This window comes from Streptomyces anulatus (assembly GCF_000721175.1).
Taxonomy (GTDB): Bacteria; Actinomycetota; Actinomycetes; order Streptomycetales; family Streptomycetaceae; genus Streptomyces; species Streptomyces anulatus_C.
The window spans coordinates 462,735-480,916 of the sequence record NZ_JOEZ01000016.1; the positions used below are offsets into that span (position 1 = coordinate 462,735).

Annotated in this window: 14 protein-coding genes and 1 pseudogene; 5 read left to right on the forward strand and 10 right to left on the reverse strand. The window is 72.2% G+C overall.

Annotation, left to right across the window (positions count from 1 at the left end; all coding sequences use genetic code 11):
* Nucleotides 1–93 precede the first annotated feature (93 nt).
* A complete protein-coding gene (locus IG90_RS0120280; protein WP_030586163.1) occupies nucleotides 94–3,483 on the forward strand; it encodes an AfsR/SARP family transcriptional regulator in 3,390 nt (1,129 codons plus the stop codon).
* A gap of 26 nt (nucleotides 3,484–3,509) precedes the next feature.
* Here the strand turns inward: IG90_RS0120280 and IG90_RS0120285 are convergent, their stop codons facing one another.
* The 3 genes from IG90_RS0120285 to panB all read right to left on the reverse strand — a co-directional run bounded on the left by IG90_RS0120285 (nucleotide 3,510) and on the right by panB (nucleotide 6,480).
* Nucleotides 3,510–4,370, reverse strand: coding sequence for an ABC transporter permease (locus IG90_RS0120285; protein ID WP_030586165.1), 861 nt, complete (start codon nucleotides 4,368–4,370; stop codon nucleotides 3,510–3,512).
* Nucleotides 4,367–5,380: an ATP-binding cassette domain-containing protein gene (locus IG90_RS0120290; RefSeq protein ID WP_030586167.1), complete on the reverse strand. Its 1,014-nt coding sequence runs from the start codon at nucleotides 5,378–5,380 to the stop codon at nucleotides 4,367–4,369. The genes IG90_RS0120285 and IG90_RS0120290 overlap by 4 nt, the downstream gene beginning before the upstream one ends.
* 197 nt (nucleotides 5,381–5,577) lie before the next feature.
* Complete coding sequence (gene panB, locus IG90_RS0120295) at nucleotides 5,578–6,480, reverse strand: 3-methyl-2-oxobutanoate hydroxymethyltransferase (protein WP_030586169.1); 903 nt, start codon at nucleotides 6,478–6,480, stop codon at nucleotides 5,578–5,580.
* 176 nt (nucleotides 6,481–6,656) lie between these two features.
* Between panB and IG90_RS44340 the strand changes: the two genes are divergently transcribed.
* The 3 genes and pseudogenes from IG90_RS44340 to IG90_RS42190 form a co-directional block, all read left to right on the forward strand.
* The gene (locus IG90_RS44340; RefSeq protein ID WP_157846320.1) at nucleotides 6,657–6,821 is read left to right on the forward strand and encodes a hypothetical protein; all 165 of its coding nucleotides are present in this window, start codon (nucleotides 6,657–6,659) and stop codon (nucleotides 6,819–6,821) included.
* A gap of 198 nt (nucleotides 6,822–7,019) precedes the next feature.
* Nucleotides 7,020–8,045 carry an endonuclease/exonuclease/phosphatase family protein gene (locus IG90_RS0120305; RefSeq protein WP_030586171.1) on the forward strand — a complete coding sequence of 342 codons (1,026 nt, stop codon included), beginning with the start codon at nucleotides 7,020–7,022 and terminating at the stop codon, nucleotides 8,043–8,045.
* 10 nt (nucleotides 8,046–8,055) lie between these two features.
* Nucleotides 8,056–8,361 (forward strand): annotated as a pseudogene (locus IG90_RS42190) (MFS transporter); the annotation flags it as partial.
* 66 nt (nucleotides 8,362–8,427) lie between these two features.
* Here the strand turns inward: IG90_RS42190 and IG90_RS0120310 are convergent.
* The 6 genes from IG90_RS0120310 to IG90_RS0120335 all read right to left on the reverse strand — a co-directional run bounded on the left by IG90_RS0120310 (nucleotide 8,428) and on the right by IG90_RS0120335 (nucleotide 14,564).
* A complete protein-coding gene (locus IG90_RS0120310) occupies nucleotides 8,428–10,182 on the reverse strand; it encodes an NAD+ synthase (protein ID WP_030586173.1) in 1,755 nt (584 codons plus the stop codon).
* Nucleotides 10,183–10,306: 124 nt separating this feature from the next.
* Nucleotides 10,307–11,881, reverse strand: a complete 1,575-nt coding sequence (locus IG90_RS0120315) for a multicopper oxidase family protein (protein WP_030586175.1) — start codon at nucleotides 11,879–11,881, stop codon at nucleotides 10,307–10,309.
* Nucleotides 11,882–11,950: 69 nt separating this feature from the next.
* Nucleotides 11,951–12,421, reverse strand: a complete 471-nt coding sequence (locus IG90_RS0120320; protein WP_030586177.1) for a hypothetical protein — start codon at nucleotides 12,419–12,421, stop codon at nucleotides 11,951–11,953.
* 112 nt (nucleotides 12,422–12,533) lie between these two features.
* The gene (locus IG90_RS0120325) at nucleotides 12,534–12,959 is read right to left on the reverse strand and encodes a CBS domain-containing protein (RefSeq protein ID WP_030586178.1); all 426 of its coding nucleotides are present in this window, start codon (nucleotides 12,957–12,959) and stop codon (nucleotides 12,534–12,536) included.
* 160 nt (nucleotides 12,960–13,119) lie between these two features.
* A complete protein-coding gene (locus IG90_RS0120330) occupies nucleotides 13,120–13,875 on the reverse strand; it encodes a DUF305 domain-containing protein (protein ID WP_078585309.1) in 756 nt (251 codons plus the stop codon).
* Nucleotides 13,872–14,564 (reverse strand): thioredoxin-like domain-containing protein, encoded by a 693-nt coding sequence (locus IG90_RS0120335; protein ID WP_030586182.1) that lies wholly within the window; start codon nucleotides 14,562–14,564, stop codon nucleotides 13,872–13,874. The genes IG90_RS0120330 and IG90_RS0120335 overlap by 4 nt, the downstream gene beginning before the upstream one ends.
* Nucleotides 14,565–14,820: 256 nt before the next feature.
* Between IG90_RS0120335 and glnA the strand changes: the two genes are divergently transcribed.
* On the forward strand, nucleotides 14,821–16,182 hold the full coding sequence (gene glnA / locus IG90_RS0120340) for a type I glutamate--ammonia ligase (protein WP_030080862.1): 1,362 nt from the start codon (nucleotides 14,821–14,823) through the stop codon (nucleotides 16,180–16,182).
* 376 nt (nucleotides 16,183–16,558) lie between these two features.
* On the opposite strand, the gene IG90_RS0120355 is transcribed toward glnA, so the two are convergent.
* The gene (locus IG90_RS0120355) at nucleotides 16,559–18,115 is read right to left on the reverse strand and encodes an MFS transporter (protein ID WP_030586185.1); all 1,557 of its coding nucleotides are present in this window, start codon (nucleotides 18,113–18,115) and stop codon (nucleotides 16,559–16,561) included.
* Between the last annotated feature and the right edge of the window lie 67 nt (nucleotides 18,116–18,182).

Sequence of the window (18,182 nt, forward strand, 5' to 3'; positions counted from 1 at the left end):
CGTATCGTTCCGACACGGCGGGAACGTCGGGGACCGGCGGCGTAGTTCCACCCTGTCAACGCCGCGCCGCGCGGCGTCACGGACAATGAGCCCGTGCGCTACTGCATCCTCGGCACCACCCGGGCACTTCGCGACGACGGCACAGCCGTCGCCCTCGGCGGGGCGCGGCTGCGCGCCCTGCTCACCGTTCTCGCGCTGAGCCCCGGACGCACCGTCCCGGCCGGGGTCCTCGTCGACGAGGTGTGGGACGGCGACCCGCCCGCCGACGCGGCCGGCGCCCTCCAGGCCCTCGTCGCCCGGCTGCGGCGGGCCCTGGGCCGGAGCGCCGTCGAGTCCGTGGCGGGCGGCTACCGGCTCGCCGCCCCGCCGGACGCCGTGGACCTGCACCGCTTCGAGCGCCTGACGTGGGAGGGGAGCCGGGCCCTGGAGGACGGCGACGCTTCGAGCGCCCTCGCCGTCCTGGGAGAGGCCCTCGCGCTGTGGAACGGGCCCGCCCTCGCCGATCTGCCCGACCGGGCGGCGACCGCGTCCCGCTGGGAGGCCCGCAGGCTCGACGCGCGGCGGGCCGGGCTGGGCGCCCTCCTCGCCGTCGGGAACCCCGGGGCGGCGCTGGCGGAACTGGCCGCGCTCTGCGACGCCCACCCGCTCGACGAGCCGCTCCAGGCGCTGCGCATCAGGGCCCTGCGGGACGCCGGACGCCCCGCCGAGGCGCTGGCCGCGTACGAGGAGGTCCGCACCCTGCTCGACGACCGCCTCGGCACGGCCCCCGGCCCGGCCCTGCGCGCCCTGCACTCCGATCTCCTCCACCAGGAACCGGCCGGACCGAGGCCCTCTGCCCCGCCCGGACCGGAGCCCGCGCCGGGAAATCCGCTCGCCGCCGGCGCGGGAGCCGCCCTGAAGAACCCGCCCGCCCACGGGAACCTCCGCGCCCGGCTCACCAGTTTCGTCGGCCGCGACACCGACATCGCCGCCCTGCGCGAGGACCTCGGCCACGCCCGGCTCGTCACCTTGCTGGGACCCGGAGGCGCCGGAAAGACCCGGCTGTCCCAGGAGACCGCGGAGGCCGCCGCCGAGGCCTGGCCCGACGGCGTCTGGCTCGCCGAACTGGCCCCCGTCGACGACCCCGGCATCGTGCCCGAAGCCGTCCTGACCGCGCTCGGCGCCCGGGAGACCGTGCTGCGCGGGGCCGGAGCCGAGGAGCTGCGGGCCACCGACCGCGTCGGCGCCGACCCTCTCGTACGCCTCACCGAGCACTGCGCCCCGCGCCGGATGCTGCTCCTCCTGGACAACTGCGAGCACGTCGTCGGGGCAGCGGCCGCCCTCACCGACCATCTGCTGACCCACTGCCCGCAGCTCACCGTCCTCGCCACCAGCCGCGAACCCCTCGGCGTGCCGGGCGAGTTCGTGCGCCCCGTCGATCCGCTGCCCGGCCCGATGGCGCTGCGCCTGCTCGCCGAGCGCGGGGCCGCCGCCCGCCCCGGCTTCCGTATCGACGCGGACGAGGCGACCGCGGCCGCCTGCGCCGAGATCTGCCGCCGTCTGGACGGCCTGCCGCTCGCCATCGAACTGGCCGCCGCGCGGCTGCGGATGCTCACCCCGCGCCAGATCGCCGACCGGCTGGACGACCGCTTCCGCCTCCTCACCGGCGGCAGCCGGACCGTGCTGCCCCGCCAGCAGACCCTGCGCGCCGTCGTCGACTGGTCCTGGGACCTGCTCGACGCCGCCGAACGTGCCGTACTGCGCCGTCTGTCCGTCTTCGCCGGAGGCTGCTCCCTCGCCGCCGCCGAGGAGGTCTGCGCACTGCCCGCACCGGACGACGGCGTCACCGTGGACTCACTCGACGTCGCGTTTCTGCTCGGCTCCCTCGTCGACAAGTCCCTCGTCGTGGCCGAGCCCGGCGACGACGAGGAGATGCGCTACCGGCTGCTGGAGACCGTCGGCGAGTACGCCGTCGAGCGTCTGGAGGAGGCGGGCGAGCGGGACGCCGTCGAGCGCCGCCACCTGGTCCACTACCGGGAGCTGGCCCGCACCACCGGGCCGAAGCTGCGCGGCGCCGGGCAGCGGGAGGCCATAGCGCTCTTCCAGCGCGAGTACGAGAACCTGCGCACCGCGCTCCGCCACGCCGTAGCGGCCCGGGACGAGCACGAGGCGCTGTGCATGGTGCTGTCGTTGGCCTGGTACTGGATGATGCGCGATCTGCGCCCGGACGCCCGCCAATGGGCCAGGGCCGCGTCGTCGCTCGGCCCCGACCCGTTCGCCCCGCCCGGCGTCCCGGCCCCCTCCCTGCTGGAACGGACAACCGACCGGCCGCCGCCGTGGGTGCACGAACAGGTGGCGGAGGCGCGGCGTGGGGTGGGGTTGATCCAACTGGCCACCACGGACCACACGATGGAGGAGTGGACCACCGAGGAGGGCCAGGCACGGCTGCGGAGCATCGCCCGTACCTACCGGGCAGGCCAGCCACAGACCTGCCGTGCGCCCGGGTCGCTCTGGATGTACGCGGTCCTGCTCGCAGGCGAGACAGACGACCTGCGCGAGCTGATGGACGCGACGGTCCGCGCCTCCCGGGAGTACGGCTACGAGTGGGAGCTGGGCGCCGCGCTCCAGATGCGGTCCAGAATCCTGGCCAACCGCCCCGAATGGGCGGACGAAGCACTGGCCGACGCCGACGAGAGTCTGGAGATCTTCGTTCGGCTCGAAGACGACTGGGGCGCCGCGGAATCGCTGGCGTCCCGGGGCGAGGCGCACGAACAGCGGGGCCGGTTCGCCGAGGCCGCCGAGGACTACCGGTCCGCGGTGGTCCACGCGCGGGCGCTCGGCGCTCAGGTGCAGGCGGCGGTGCTGCGGGCTCGGTACGCCGGGGTCCTCGCCGATCTGGACCGCCCCGACGAGGCGGAGGCCATTCTGCGGGAGATCATCGGCAACGGTCGCTTCGCGGGCCACGAAGCGGTGCCGACCGCCCGACTGAACCTGGGGTTCCTGCTCGGGCGCCAGGGCCACATCGGCGAGGCGCGGGAACAGATGACGCTGCTGCGCGAGGAGTTCAGCTCGCATATGGTCGCGGGCTTCGACGGCTTCGTGCTCGGGGTGCTGGCCTGGCTGGACAACCTCGACGGCGCGTACGCCTGCGCGCTGGACAGGGGCCTGGCTGGGCTGAGCCGCTCCCGGGGGCGGCTGTCGACGATGATGGCCCCGCACCTGGCGTCCATGCAGCTGCTGGTCATCGCCCGTGCCCTCGCCGGACTCGACGGTGCCGGGGCTCCGGAGGCAGCCGCCCGGCTGCTCGGCCTCCAGGTGGCGCTGCTGCCCCGAGGGCACGTGCCGACCGTGATGGAGTACCGCTTCCGGAACGACGCCGAACAGGCGGTGCGGACCCGGATCAGTGATGACGCGTACACGGCGGCGTACGAGGAGGGCGGTGGCCTCACCCTCGACGAGGCCACCGCCCTGGCGGAGACGTACCGGCAGACCTCTCCGGCGTAGCGGTCGTTCGCTCGATCCTCCTGCGCTCAGGCCTTCTTGCGGAACTTGGCGACCGCCAGCGGAGCCATCACCACCGTGATCCCGGCGGCCCAGGCGAGCGTCCACCAGACCGAGTCCGCGACCGGGCCGCCCTGCATGAGCCCGCGCGCCGCGTCCGCGAGGTTGGACAGCGGGTTGTATTCGGTGAACGCCTGGAGCCAGCCCGGCATGGTCTGCGGCGGCGCGAAGATCGAGGAACCGAACTGCAGCGGCATCAGCACGATCATCGCCGTCCCCTGAACAGCCTGGGCCGTCTTCATGGCCAGCCCCAGCAGGATGAAGATCCACATGACGGCGGCGCCGAACGTCGCGGCCAGCGCGACCGCTCCGAGGAGACCGAACACCGAGCCGTTCAGCTCCATGCCGAGTGCGAACCCCATGGCGAGCAGGATCAGCGTCGCGACCAGCAGCCGGCCCAGCTCGACCACGATCTTGGCGATGAGCACCGAGGAGCGGGCGATCGGCATCGTCCGGAACCGGTCCATGACCCCCTTGCGGAAGTCGTCGTTGACGCCGGTGCCGACGGCCATGGCGATGTTCATGCCCATCATCGCCATCAACCCGGGCACCAGGTAGTTCACATAGGACTGCCGGTCACCGCCGAGGCTGGCGCCGACCGAGCCGCCGAAGACGTACACGAAGAGCACGATGAAGACGACCGGCATCAGGAGGACGTCGAACATCGACTCGGGGTCCTTCTTGATCTGGAGCAGATTGCGCCGGACCAGGGCCCCGATGTGCCGCAGGCCGGCCCGCAGCCCGATCCGGCCCTCCTCGGCCCCCGCGGCCTTCGACGGGCCGGTGCCCGCGGACCCGGCGGGGGTGGGGGGCAGTGTCGTGGTGCTCATGCGGCGACCTCCTGGGGAGCCTGGTCGGAGAGGGGCGCGGCCTCGTCGCCGGTGATCGCGAGGAACACCTCGTCGAGGCTGGGCAGGGCGGTGGCGACATGGGCGAGGGAGAACCCCCGGACGCCCAGCAGCCCGATGACGGCGGTGAGCTGCTCGTCGCTGAGGATCGGCACGTACAGCAGCCCTTCGTCCGGCACGGCCTGCGCCCCGGCGACGCCGTCGAGCCCGGCCTCCCGGATCGCCTGCGCCATCGCGGCCAGCTCCGCCGCGTCCGAGGGCCGGATCTGCAGGGTGCGGCCGCCGACCTTCGCCTTCAGCTCGTCGACGCCGCCCCGGGCGATGATCTTCCCCTTGTCGATCACGGTCAGCTCCTTGGCGAGCTGTTCCGCCTCCTCCATGTACTGGGTGGTCAGCAGTACGGTCGCGCCCTCGGCGACCATCCGCCGCACCTCGTCCCAGACCTCGTTACGGGTCCGGGGATCGAGCCCCGTCGTCGGCTCGTCCAGGTAGAGCACGGCGGGGCTGCCGATCATCGAGGCGGCCAGGTCGAGCCGGCGGCGCATCCCGCCGGAGTACTCCATGCAGGCCCGTCCGGCGGCCTCGGTGAGGGAGAACCGCTCCAGCAGTTCGTCGGCGCGGGCCCGCGCCTGCTTGCGGGGCAGATCGAGCAGCCGCCCGATCATGTACAGGTTCTCCCAGCCGGAGAGCTTCTCGTCGACCGAGGCGTACTGCCCGGTCAGGCCGATGGTGCGGCGGAGCTGCCGGGGCTGCTTCACCACGTCGTAGCCCGCGACGACCGCGTGGCCGGCGTCGGGGGTGACCAGGGTGGACAGGCAGCGTACGAGAGTGGTCTTGCCCGCGCCGTTGGGGCCGAGCACACCGAGGACGGTGCCTTCGCGGACGTCGAGGTCCACGCCGTCCAGTGCTCTGGTCTCGCCGTAGTGCTTGACCAGCCCCCGCACCTCGACGGCGTTCCGGCCGCTGCCGGGCTTGTTGTCGGTTCGTTCCATGCCCACCAGCGGACCAGCACCCACCGACAGACCACCGACAGACCACCGACAGACCGCCGACAGACCGCCGACACGGCCCGGCACCGGCCGCCGCGCGGGCGACAGCCCGCCGATGGGGGATGTCGGCGGGCTGTCGGTGGTGCGGGAAATGGTCGGTGAACCAGCGGGCGCAGGGCGGCCCCGCGCCGGGGCCGGTGTCAGTGGAAGGTGTGCTCCGGCGCCGGGAACGTGCCGCCGACGACCTCGTCCGCGAACTCCTTCGCGGCATCGCCGAGGACCTGCCGCAGGTTCGCGTACTGCTTGGTGAAGCGCGGCACCTTGCCGCCGGTCAGCCCGACCATGTCCGTGTAGACCAGTACCTGGGCGTCGGTCGCGGAACCGGCGCCGATGCCGACGGTCGGGATGTGCAGCGTACGGGTGACCTCGGCGGCCAGCTCGGCGGGCACCAGCTCCAGCACGACGGCGAACGCGCCCGCGTCCTGGACGGCCTTGGCGTCGCGCAGCAGCTGCTGGGCGGCCTCCTCGCCGCGGCCCTGGACCCGGTAGCCCATCGCGTTGACGGACTGCGGGGTCAGACCGATGTGGCCCATGACCGGGATGCCGGCCTCGACCAGCAGCCGGATCTGCTCGTGGGACCGCTCGCCGCCCTCCAGCTTGACCGCGCCGACGCCCGACTCCTTGATCAGCCGGGTGGCGTTGCGCAGCGCCTGGACGGGACTCTCCTGGTACGAGCCGAAGGGCAGGTCGGCGACGATCAGGGCGCGCTTGGTGCCCCGCACGACGGCGGCGGACAGCATGGCGATCTCGTCCATCGTGACGGGCACGGTGGTCTCGTAGCCGAGGTGGACGTTGCCCATCGAGTCCCCGACGAGCATGACCGGGATCCCGGCCTCGTCGAAGACGGACGCGGTCATCGCGTCGTAGGCGGTGAGCATGGGCCACTTCTCGCCGCGCTCCGTGGCGGCGGCGATGTCGTGGACGGTGATGCGGCGGGTGGACTTCCCTCCGTACAGCGCTTTGCTGCTGTCGGCGGACGGACCTGCGGGGGAAGCGGACGCGCCAGCGGGGGAGGACTGGTTCTGCGCAGCCTGAAGCGACATGGCCAACGGCTCCTTCGTCATCTCGAGGCGCCCTGACGGCGTCCCCGGATCCCTTCCATGGTGGCATCCCGCCCCACCGCTCGGGAAGTGGGCCCGCCTCCCGGCCCCGTGACCGCCGAAGAAGGCTTCAACGATACGAGACGGTCCCGTATCGAAAAGGGCTGACGACTGTCCGCATGTCCGTACCGTCCGGCGCCCCCGTCCCCGCCGCCGTGCCCCGTGTCCCCGAGGCGATCCATCGCCGCCGCTGGTGGAAGCCGCTCGCCGCCGCCGGGCTCGCCGACGTGCGCGTGATGCTGGAACCGATGCGCACCCGGGGCCTGGCCCCCGGGCGAGTGTGATCGTTCTGTCACAAGGCCCTCTTGCCGGCCCCGGACCGGAACCCGTCGTCCCGCCCCCGTCGTCCTGCTCTCCGTACGGGATCTCCGTACGGTCGTCGGAGGCCGGGCGAGCCGGTAGGTCGACGGCGGGAAGACGTCGCTCATCACCTAGGGTCGAGAGCGCGGCGATGTGCAGGGCAAGGCAGTGAGGACAGCGCGATGGTGCAGGCGTACGGAGCGGACACGGGCAACGGCAGCGCGGAGCAGCCGGGGGCCGGCGGGTCCCGCTTCCGGGACCTGCGGGACAGACTGACGTCCGACCGGGGCATCTGGCGGCGCGGGATCGTGCTGGCCCTCTGCTCGGTGCTGCTGACCCTGCTGATGGTCGTCCACGCGCAGATCCCCAACCGGCTCGGCAACCTCGGCAGCCTCATCGAGACGTTCCTGCCGTGGGTCGCGCTCTTCATCCCGGTGCTGCTGGTCCTGGGCCTGGTGCGGCGCTCCGCGACCGCCCTGATCGCGCTGCTGCTGCCCGCCGTGGTCTGGCTCAACGTGTTCGGCGGACTGCTCACCGACAAGTCCGGCGGCGGCGGCGACCTCACCGTCGCCACCCACAACGTCAACGCCGGCAACCCCGACCCCGACGGCACCGCCCAGCAGGTCGCCGGATCCGGGGCGGACGTCGTGGCCCTCCAGGAACTCCCGGGCGGGCAGGTCTCCACGTACGAGAAGTCGCTGGCCGGCCGTTACCCGTACCACTCGGTCCAGGGCACCGTCGGGCTGTGGAGCAAGTACCCGCTCAGCGACACCAGGCCGGTCGACATCAAGATGGGCTGGACCCGGGCGATGCGCTCCACGGTCGAGACCCCGCAGGGCGAGGTCGCGGTGTACGTGGCCCACCTGCCGTCCGTCCGCGTGAAGCTGCACGCCGGGTTCACCGCCAACCAGCGCGACGACAGCGCCGACGCGCTCGGCGAGGCCATCGCCGACGAACCGGTGAAGCGCGTCGTTCTGCTCGGCGACCTGAACGGCACGATGAACGACCGCTCGCTGAACGCGGTCACCTCCCAGATGCGCTCCACCCAGGGCGCGGCGGGCGACGGCTTCGGATTCAGCTGGCCCGCTTCCTTCCCGATGGCCCGGATCGATCAGATCATGGTCAAGGGTGTCGAGCCGCTGTCCTCCTGGACGCTCGCGGCGACCGACAGCGACCACCTCCCGATCGCCGCCCGCGTGGAGCTGTGACCACGGTCGCGGCCGTTTCCTCGCCGGTCTGCCCCCCCACGGCGCGTTCTTCGGCGTCGGCGCGGTCGTGGCCGCCCGGCTGGTCGCCGGGGGCCGCCGGGCGCGGGCGGTGGCGACGATGTTCCTCGGTCCGACGGTCGCCAACATCGTCGGTGTCCCCGCGGCGACCCTGCTCGGCCAGCACCTCGGCTGGCGGGCCACGTTCCTCGTGGTCGCGGCGATCGGCCTCGCCGCGATGGCGGCCCTGGCCCGACTCGTGCCCGGCATCCCGGTCGAGGCGCACCAGGACGTACGCCGCGAACTCCGCGCCCTCGGCGGCACGCACGCACCAGACGCCGCCGAGCCCGCCCTCCGGGCGGACGGCGCTACTTTCGAACACGCCCTAGGACGACTCGCGCCACCTGTTCGTGATCGGCAGCCGCCGGTCCTTCCCGAACCCCTTGGGCGAGATCTTCGTCCCCGGCGGGTACTGCCGCCGCTTGTACTCGGCGGTATCCACCATCCGCAGCGTCTTCGCCACCAGCTCCGCGTCGAACCCGGCCGCCACGATGGCGTCCAGCCCCTGGTCCCGGTCCACGTACATCTCCAGGATCGCGTCCAGGACGTCGTAGTCCGGCAGCGAGTCCGTGTCGACCTGCCCCGGCCGCAGCTCCGCGCTCGGCGGCTTGGTGATCGAGGCCTCCGGGATCGGCGGCGTCTGACCCCGCTCCTCGGCGGCCCGGTTGCGCCACTTCGCCAGCCGGAAGACCGACGACTTGTAGACGTCCTTGATCGGCCCGTACGCGCCGACCGCGTCCCCGTAGAGCGTGGAGTAACCGACCGCCAGCTCCGACTTGTTGCCGGGCGCCAGCACGATCTGCCCCTCCTGGTTGGACAGGGCCATCAGCATCGTGCCGCGCAGCCGCGCCTGGAGGTTCTCCTCGGCGAGGCCGGTGAGCTGGAGCGACCCCATGTAAGCGTCGAACATCGGCTCGATCGGTACGGTCCGGAAGTTGAGCCCGGTCCGCCGCGCCAGCTCGGCCGCGTCGCCCTTGGAGTGGTCCGAGGAGTACTTCGAAGGCATGGACACGCCGTACACGTTCTGCGCGCCGAGCGCATCGCACGCGATGGCCGCGCAGATCGCCGAGTCGATCCCGCCCGAGAGCCCGATCAGCACACTGCTGAAACCGTTCTTCGCAGCGTACGCACGCAGCCCGACGACCAGCGCGGAGTAGATCTCCTCGTCGTCCTCCAGCCGCTCCGCGTACCCGCCCGCGAGCTCCGGCTCGTACGCGTCCACGGGCCGGTCGGACAGCACCACGTGGTCGATGCGCAGCCCGTCGTCCACCACACCCGACGGCGCCACGGCCTCGGCGGCGGGCAGCTCCAGATCGAGGATCACGCTGCCCTCGGAGAACTGCGGGGCGCGGGCGATGACCTCGCCCTCCTTGCCGACGACGATCGAGTCGCCGTCGAAGACCAGCTCGTCCTGTCCGCCGATCATCGCCAGGTATGCCGTCGTGCAGCCGGCCTCCTGGGCCCGCTTGCGGACCAGCTCCAGCCGGGTGTCGTCCTTGTCCCGCTCGTACGGCGAGGCGTTGATCGACAGCAGCAGCCCGGCCCCGGCGGACCGGGCGGCCGGGACGCGCCCGCCGTCCTGCCACAGGTCCTCGCAGATCGCGAGGGCCACGTCGATGCCCTTGACCCGGATGACGGGCATCGAGTCACCCGGCACGAAGTACCGGAACTCGTCGAACACCCCGTAGTTCGGCAGGTGGTGCTTGGCGAAGTTGAGCGCGATCCCGCCGCGGTGCAGCACGGCGGCGGCGTTGCGCGGGGAACCGGCCGGCTGCCCGTAGCGCGCCGCGGCGTGCTCGGAGCGGTCCAGGTAGCCGACGAGGACCGGCAGTTCGCCGAAGCCCTCCGCGTCGAGCCGGGCGGCCAGCGCGCGCAGCGCCTGTCGCGAGGCCTCGACGAAGGACGACCGCAGGGCCAGGTCCTCGACGGGGTATCCGGTCAGCACCATCTCGGGGAACGCCACCAGGTGGGCGCCCTGCTCGGCGGCGTGCCGGGTCCAGTGGACGATCGCCTCGGAGTTGCCGGCGAGGTCGCCGACGGTCGAGTCGATCTGATTCAGTGCGAGGCGTAGTTGAGGCACGTCCGCCAGTGTAATCGTCTTTCTGACGCGATGTCCCGGCGGGCCGGGCGGAATCTGCCCGGCCTCACCGGAAGCGCAGGTCAGAGCCGGTCACCCGGCCCCGACTCGCCGTGCACCGCGAGGGTCAGCCCCGATACCCGATGACCGTCATCATCCCCGCCTCCGCGTGGTAGACGTTGTGGCAGTGGACCATCCACAGTCCCGGGTTGTCGGCGTCGAACTCCACGGTCAGCGACCGGTGCGGCAGCACGATCGCGGTGTCCTTACGTGCCCCGGCGGCGTTCCCGGCCAGCGCGAACGTGTGCCCGTGCAGATGGAGGGGATGCCACATGGCCGTCCCGTTGTCGAAGACGACCCGCACCCGCTCGCCCGTCTCGACCGGCCGCCGCTGCTTCGCGCTGTACGGCCGCCCGTCGAAGGCCCAGTCGTACTTCGCCATCCCGCCGGTGAGCCGCATCCGGATCGTCCGGTCCGGCGCACGGCCGGACAGTGCCACCGACGGGTCCGGGACCAGCCGCCCCGCCTCCACCGGCTTACCGTCCAGCTCCTTGGGCCGTACGGAGGCGGCGGGCGCGGCCCCGCTCCCGGTCCGCAGCAGAGCCAGCGCCGACGCCTTCTTCCCCTCGGCCAGCGCGGTCAGTGGGAAGACCCCGTCGCCGGCGGTGACGAGGACGTCGTACCGCTCGCCCATCCCCAGCAGCAGAGCGTCCCCCGTGGTGTGCCGCACCGGGAACCCGTCGGTGTGCGTCACGGTCATCCGGTGCCCGCCGAGCGCGACCCGGAAGGCGGTGTCGCCACCGGCGTTGATGATCCGCAGCCGGATACGGTCACCGGGCCGCGCGGTGAACGACTCCGGGTCCTCCGGCACCCGCCCGTTGACCAGGTAGTGCGGGTAGGCCACATCACCGGCGTCCCCGCCGAGCAGCTCACTGGTGGCGCCCATCATCATCCGCGAGGGCCCGTCGCCGCCCGGCTCGTCCTCGCCCGCGCCCGACATGGTGTGCGCGCCGTGATCCATCCCGCCGCCCATACCCCCGGACAGCTCGTCGAGGACAGCATCCGGAGTGGAGCCGTCCACCCCGTCGACCCAGTCGTCGAGGACGACGACCCACTCCTTGTCGTACGCCAACGGCTCCTTCGGGTCCTCGACGATCAGCGGCGCGTACAGCCCCCGGTCCTGCTGGACGCCGGAGTGCGGGTGGAACCAGTACGTCCCCGGATGCGGCACGGCGAACCGGTAGGCGAAGTCGCCCCCGGGTGCGATGTCCCGCTGGGTCAGCCCGGGGACCCCGTCCATGTCGTTGCGCAGGGCGAGGCCGTGCCAGTGCAGTGAGGTGGGCTCCGGCAGGTGGTTGGCGAGGGTGAGCGCGAGAGTGTCGCCCGCCGTCACCCGCACCTCGCGCCCGGGCAGCCGGTCCCCGTACGCCCAGGAGGCGACGGTCCGCCCGCCGCCGAGGTCGAGCCGGGCCCGGGTGGCGGTGAGGGAGACCTCACGTACGGGCCCGGAGCCGCGCGCCGCCTCGGCCGCCTCGACCTCCTTGCCGCCGGGGGAGACGTACCTACCGGAGTCCCGCGCTCCGCCGGGGGAGTGCGCACCGCCGTGGCCGCTGCCGCCGTCGGAACAGGCGGCCAGGGCTCCCGTGCCGGCGACGGCGAGAGCGGCGCCGAGCACGGCGCGTCGAGTGTGTTGCGTGGGCATACCGAATACACCTCTGAAGATATGAAGAACCTGGTGTCACTGGGGAGGGCGGAGGTGAGACGCCCACTCCTAGATACGCAGCACCGACGTGCTGGCGAGCACCGGCATCCGGGGCGGCGGGACCGGGCGCAGAACCCGCAGCAGCCCCGCACCCGCCGGCGTACCGAGGGGCCGCCCATCGGCGCGCAGGCCGAGCAGCCAGGAACCGACGAGGGCGAGACCCCAGACACTGAGGACGGCGAGACAGACGGAGAGCGGATCCATGCCGCTCATGCCGCTCACGGGGGCGCCGGAGGCGGGGGAGTCGTGCGACGACGTGTGCTGCTGTACGCCGGAACCGCCCGGCGCCGGAGCGCTAGCCGGGGCGTGGACGACGCCCGGGGCCCGGCCTCCATGCTCGGTCATGGCGGGGAGCGACGACGAGCCGCCGTGCTCGGCCGGATGCCCGACCGTGTGCATGGTGACGATGCCGAACAGCAGAGCGGCGAACAGCATCAGCCGCCCGTACGTCCCGCTGCCGCTCCGCGTCGTGCCCGCCATGGGGCCACCCTACCCCCGGCGGGTATACCGGACGGTGGCCCCTGCGCCCCTGTGCCCCTCCGCCGGACCGGCGGAGGGGCACAGGGGCTGCCGTTCGCCCGCGCACGGAGCCTCAGCTGCGGGAGTAGACCTTCTCGGCCCAGACCGCGATCTGCTCCTCGCTGAGGTGCTGGGCGAGGTCGGCCTCGCTGATCATGCCGACGAGCTTCTTGTTCTCGACGACGGGCAGCCGGCGGATGCGGTGGGTCTGCATCTCCTCCAGGACCGCGTTCACGTCGGCCTCCGCCTCGATCCAGCGGGGCGTGCCCTGCGCGAGATCACCGGCCGTGATCTTCGCCGGATCGTGCCCCTTGGCCACACAGCCGACGACGATGTCGCGGTCGGTGATGATGCCGACCATCCGGTCCGAGTCACCGTTGGCGGAGACGGGCAGCGCACCCACGTTGTGCTCGCGCATCAGCTGCGCCGCACGGTCGAGCGTCTCGTGGGCCGGGATCCAGCGGGCCCCGCTGTGCATGATGTCTTTGGCGGTCGTCATGGGGTATTTCCTCCTGCGTGCCGATGGCACTGCCGTACGGTCCCGAGCGCAACCCATCGTCATCTGCCCGCCGGGGCCGCGCGACCGCAACCACCCGTTCGGGTGTGCCGGCGGAAGGACGAAAGCTGACGCACCCGTCGTCCGGGCCGCACGGCCCGAATCAGGACCGGGGCTTGGCACCCCGCTCGGCCAGCATGTCCCGCATCAGCCCCAGCTCGGACTGCTGCCCCTCGACCATGCCCCGGGCGAGCCGCTGCTCGGCCGGAACCGAGCACAAGGACGCACAGGCCTCGGCCATGGCGACGCCGCCCTGGTGGTGGTCCGTCATCAGCTGGAGGAAGAACACCTCGGCCTGCTCGCCGTCGAGCCGCCCGAGCCGCACCAGCTCGGAGCGACTGGCCATGCCCGCCATGAGCACCCCGTCAGCGCCGTCACCGGCCGGGTCGCCACCCGAGCCATGCCCATGCCGTTGTCCATGCCCATCCGCATCGGCCATCCACGCCATGGGCGGGTCCCCGCCCGGGGCGACCTTGGGCAGCTCCCACAGGTCGAGCCAGCCGAGCAGCATGCCGCGCTGGTTGGCCTGGGTGTTGGCGATGTCGTAGGCGAGACGGCGTACGTCCTCGTCGTCGGTGCGGTCGCGGACGATGAAGGACATCTCGACGGCCTGCTGGTGGTGGACGGCCATGTCCCGGGCGAACCCGGCGTCGGCGGACGGGGCGGCCGGAACGAGGGCGTTCCCCCGCCCCTCTCCGCCCCCACCCCCGTCGCCGCGCGCGGAGGCGACCGCGGCGGCCCCCGCGAAGAGCAGCGCGAGGGCGACGGCGGTCCCGGCGGCCCAGCGGACACGCCGGGTCCTTCCCCGCTCCACGAGGGCCTGGGCGTCGTCGTCCCGCGGGCTCCGCCCCGCCGTCACTGCGGCACCGTCGTCAGCCCGCCGGTGCAGGGTGCGCCGGGCTCGGGCGTCTGCGCGCCCTGGACGTACTGGGTGAGGAACTGCTCCACCCGCCGGTCGTCGGCGGAGTCCACGGTGACCTGCTTGCCCCAGGCGCTGAGCATGATCGCGCCCTCCTGGCCGGCGTACGGGCTCATCAGCGTGAACGGGGTCTTCTCGACGCGCTCGGCGAGCGCGTCGACGTCCCGCTCGGCGGCCGTGCCGTTGTAGGTGACCCAGACCGCGCCGTGCTCCAGGGAGTGGACGGCGTTGACGTCCGGGAGGGGCTTTTCGTATACGTCGCCGTCGCAGTTCATCCAGGACGCGTTGTGGTCGCCGCCGACCGGGGGCTTCATCGGATAGTCGACCGGGCCCGCCACATGCTCACGGTCCAGCTTCGCCGCGTCCCAGGACCTGAGCCCCTCGACGGCCCCGCCCTTGGCGTCGCCGTGGGAGTCGCCGTGCCCGCCCGGATGCTTGCCGTCCTGGGCCGCCGAAGCGTCGTCGGACTTCTCGCCGGCCTCGGAGTTCTCCAGCAGCAGGTAAGAGCCGAAGGTGACGAGACCGGCCACGACGGCGGCGCTCAGCCCTATGGCGATGGCCCGGTTGCGGGTGCCGCGCGCGCGGGTGTCGGGGGCCTGTGGCTGGGGGTACCGGGGGTCGAAGCTCATGTCGTCGAGTCCTTCTGCGAAGGGGCCGGGAGGCGGGAGGGCGGTCCCGTGGACCGATGCGCGCGGACGGGCGGGAAAGCCGGTCATCGCTCGGTCACCGCCCCCGTGCGCCACGGTCGCCGATCGTAGTGGGTGGCCACGTGCTCCCTCTCGCACCGAGTGCGTAATGTGGGTGAAATCCCGGGTCGCGATACTGGCAGTGTCCCCCTACCCCGGGCGGTGGTGCACGGACCGTCTGAACTGCAAGGATGTGGCAATGGACAAGCAGCAGGAATTCGTCCTCAGGACCCTTGAGGAGCGCGACATCCGCTTCGTGCGGCTGTGGTTCACCGACGTCCTCGGGTTCCTCAAGTCCGTCGCCGTCGCTCCGGCCGAGCTGGAGCAGGCCTTCGACGAGGGCATCGGCTTCGACGGCTCGGCGATCGAGGGCTTCGCGCGGGTCTACGAGTCGGACATGATCGCCAAGCCGGACCCGGGCACCTTCCAGATCCTGCCCTGGCGCGCGGAAGCCCCGGGCACCGCGCGGATGTTCTGCGACATCCTGATGCCGGACGGCTCCCCGTCCTTCGCGGACCCGCGCTACGTACTGAAGCGGATCCTCGCGAAGACGTCGGACCTCGGCTTCACCTTCTACACCCACCCCGAGATCGAGTTCTTCCTGCTGAAGAACAAGCCGGTCGACGGCACCCGCCCGACCCCGGCGGACAGCTCCGGCTACTTCGACCACACGCCGCAGAACGTCGGCATGGACTTCCGCCGCCAGGCGATCACCATGCTCGAATCGATGGGCATCTCGGTCGAGTTCAGCCACCACGAAGGCGCCCCCGGCCAGCAGGAGATCGACCTGCGGTACGCGGACGCGCTCTCCACGGCGGACAACATCATGACGTTCCGTCTGGTGATGAAGCAGGTGGCGCTGGAGCAGGGCGTGCAGGCCACGTTCATGCCGAAGCCGTTCTCGGAGTACCCGGGTTCGGGCATGCACACCCACCTCTCCCTCTTCGAGGGCGACCGCAACGCCTTCTACGAGTCGGGCGCGGAGTACCAGCTCTCCAAGGTCGGCCGCTCCTTCATCGCGGGCCTGCTGAAGCACGCGGCGGAGATCTCGGCCGTCACCAACCAGTGGGTCAACTCCTACAAGCGCATCTGGGGCGGCTCCTCCCGCGCGGCCGGCGCGGGCGGCGAGGCCCCCTCGTACATCTGCTGGGGCCACAACAACCGCTCCGCCCTCATCCGCGTCCCGATGTACAAGCCCGGCAAGACCGGCTCGGCCCGCGTCGAGGTCCGCTCCATCGACTCCGGCGCCAACCCGTACCTCACCTACGCGGTCCTGCTCGCCGCGGGCCTCAAGGGCATCGAGGAGGGCTACGAACTCCCGGCCGGCGCCGACGACGACGTCTGGGCCCTCTCCGACGCGGAGCGCCGCGCGATGGGCATCGAGCCGCTCCCGCAGAACCTGGGCGAGGCGATCTCGCTGATGGAGAAGAGCGAACTGGTCGCCGAGACGCTGGGCGAACACGTCTTCGACTTCTTCCTCCGCAACAAGAAGCAGGAGTGGGAGGAGTACCGCAGCGAGGTCACGGCCTTCGAGCTGAAGAACCTGCTGCCGGTGCTGTAACACCTGGTCAGGGCAGGTAAGGATCCGATCCGACGATCAGGGCCGGCGGTCGTGCACCGCCGGCCCTGAAGCGTCCCACTCGCCCGCCGGCGCCACGCGGAAGCCCTCGAGGTGCTCCGGGGCGTCGCGGGCGACCGCGGCCACAAACCGCCCGTGGTGGTTCCCTTCCGAGCCGGTCGGTGCCCAGCTGCCGGTCGAGCGCACGCACTGCGACCGTGACGGCCGGCTCGCGGAGACGGCCGGCATCGTCGTGCCGGACATCCGCTGGGAGACCGCCTGCGAGATCCACGTCCACCAGCTGGACTCCCGAACCGGCACCGGATTCCTGACCGGCACCGGACTCCCGCGAGCCGATGCCGGTGCGTGGTGCCGGTGATCAGCTGTGCTTCCCGGAGTGGTCGTACGAGGTGTCGGCGGCGCTGTCGCCGCCGATGGCGCCGACGTGCCGCAGCACGACGGCGGACAGGAACGAGAGCGCCAGGGTGCACACCGCGGCGACGGCCATCGCGGTGTTCATCCCGGAGGTCGCGGCCTCCTTGGCGACGTCGAGCCAGCCGGCGGGCATCCGCTGTGCCGAGGCGACCGCGCCCGCGAGGCTGTCACCCGCGACGCCGGCGACCTCGGACGGGGTGCCGGCGGGAATCTCCTTGTCGACCCGGCCGCGGTAGACCGCGGTCGCCGTGCTGCCCAGGATCGCCACCCCCAGGGCAAGGCCCAGTTCCTGCACGGTCTCCGACATCGCCGAGGCGGATCCCGCCTTCTCCGCCGGCGCGGCTCCGACCACCAGGTCCGTGCCCAGGGCCGCGATCGCCCCGAGCCCGAGGTAGACGAGGCCGAAGCCGATCACCATCAGGGCGATGCCGCCCGAGGCGTCCACCAGGGCGAGCAGCACGTACCCGACGGTGGACAGTGCCAGGGCGGCCGCCACCACGACTCCCGGCGGCACCCGGCGCGCGACCAGGGGAGAACCGATCGCTGCCAGGAACATCAGCAGCGCCGGCGGACCCATCCACAGGCCCGCCTCGACGGGCGGAAGCCCCTCCACGAGCTGGAGCTGCTGGGTGATGAGCAGCATCGAGCCGCCGACGCCGACGAGGCCGATGAGCAGCACGCTCAGCGCGGAGCTGAACGTCCGGTCGGTGAACAGGCGTACGTCCAGCAGCGGGCTCACCAGCGTGCCCTGGCGCCGGACGAACAGCACCGCGAAGACCAGGCCGATCACCGCGGCGGCGACCGTGGGGCCGTCCGGGCCGTCCTTGGCGAACCGCTTCACCGCGTAGACCACCGGCAGGATGGCGATCAGGGACAGCGTGACGCTGAGCAGGTCGAACCTGCCGCTCCGCGGCGCCCGGTACTCGGGGATCAGGGCCGGTGTGGCCACCAGCAGCACGATCGCGACCGGGACCGCGAGGAGGAACACCGAACCCCACCAGAAGTGGTCCAGCATCACGCCGCCGACCACCGGCCCGAGCGCCATGCCGAGCGCGAAGCTCGTCGCCCAGACACCGATGGCCAAGGAGCGTTGGCGCAGATCGGCGAACATGTTGCTGATCAGCGCCAGCGTGGACGGCATCAGCGTGGCACCGGCGATCCCCAGGGCCGCGCGCGTGGCGATGAGCATGTCGGCGCTGGTGGAGCAGGCCGCCAGGACCGAGACGGCCCCGAAGGACACGGCACCGATCATCAGCAGTCTGCGCCGGCCGATCCGGTCGCCCAGCGTGCCCATGGTGAGCAGGAAGCCGGCGATCATGAAGCCGTAGGCGTCCATGATCCACAGCTCTTGGGTGCCGGACGGCCGCAGATCCTCGGACAGCGAGGGGAGGGCCAGGTACAGCACGGTGACGTCGAGGCCCAGCAGCACGGTGGGCAACGAGAGGACGGCCAGCCCTCCCCACTCCCGGGCGCCCGCCCTGCGTACGGTCGTTGTGCTCATGGCACTCCCTGCGTTTCGCGTCTCGACAACGTGTGCAGGCGCCACTGTGCGGACCCTTCCGCACGAT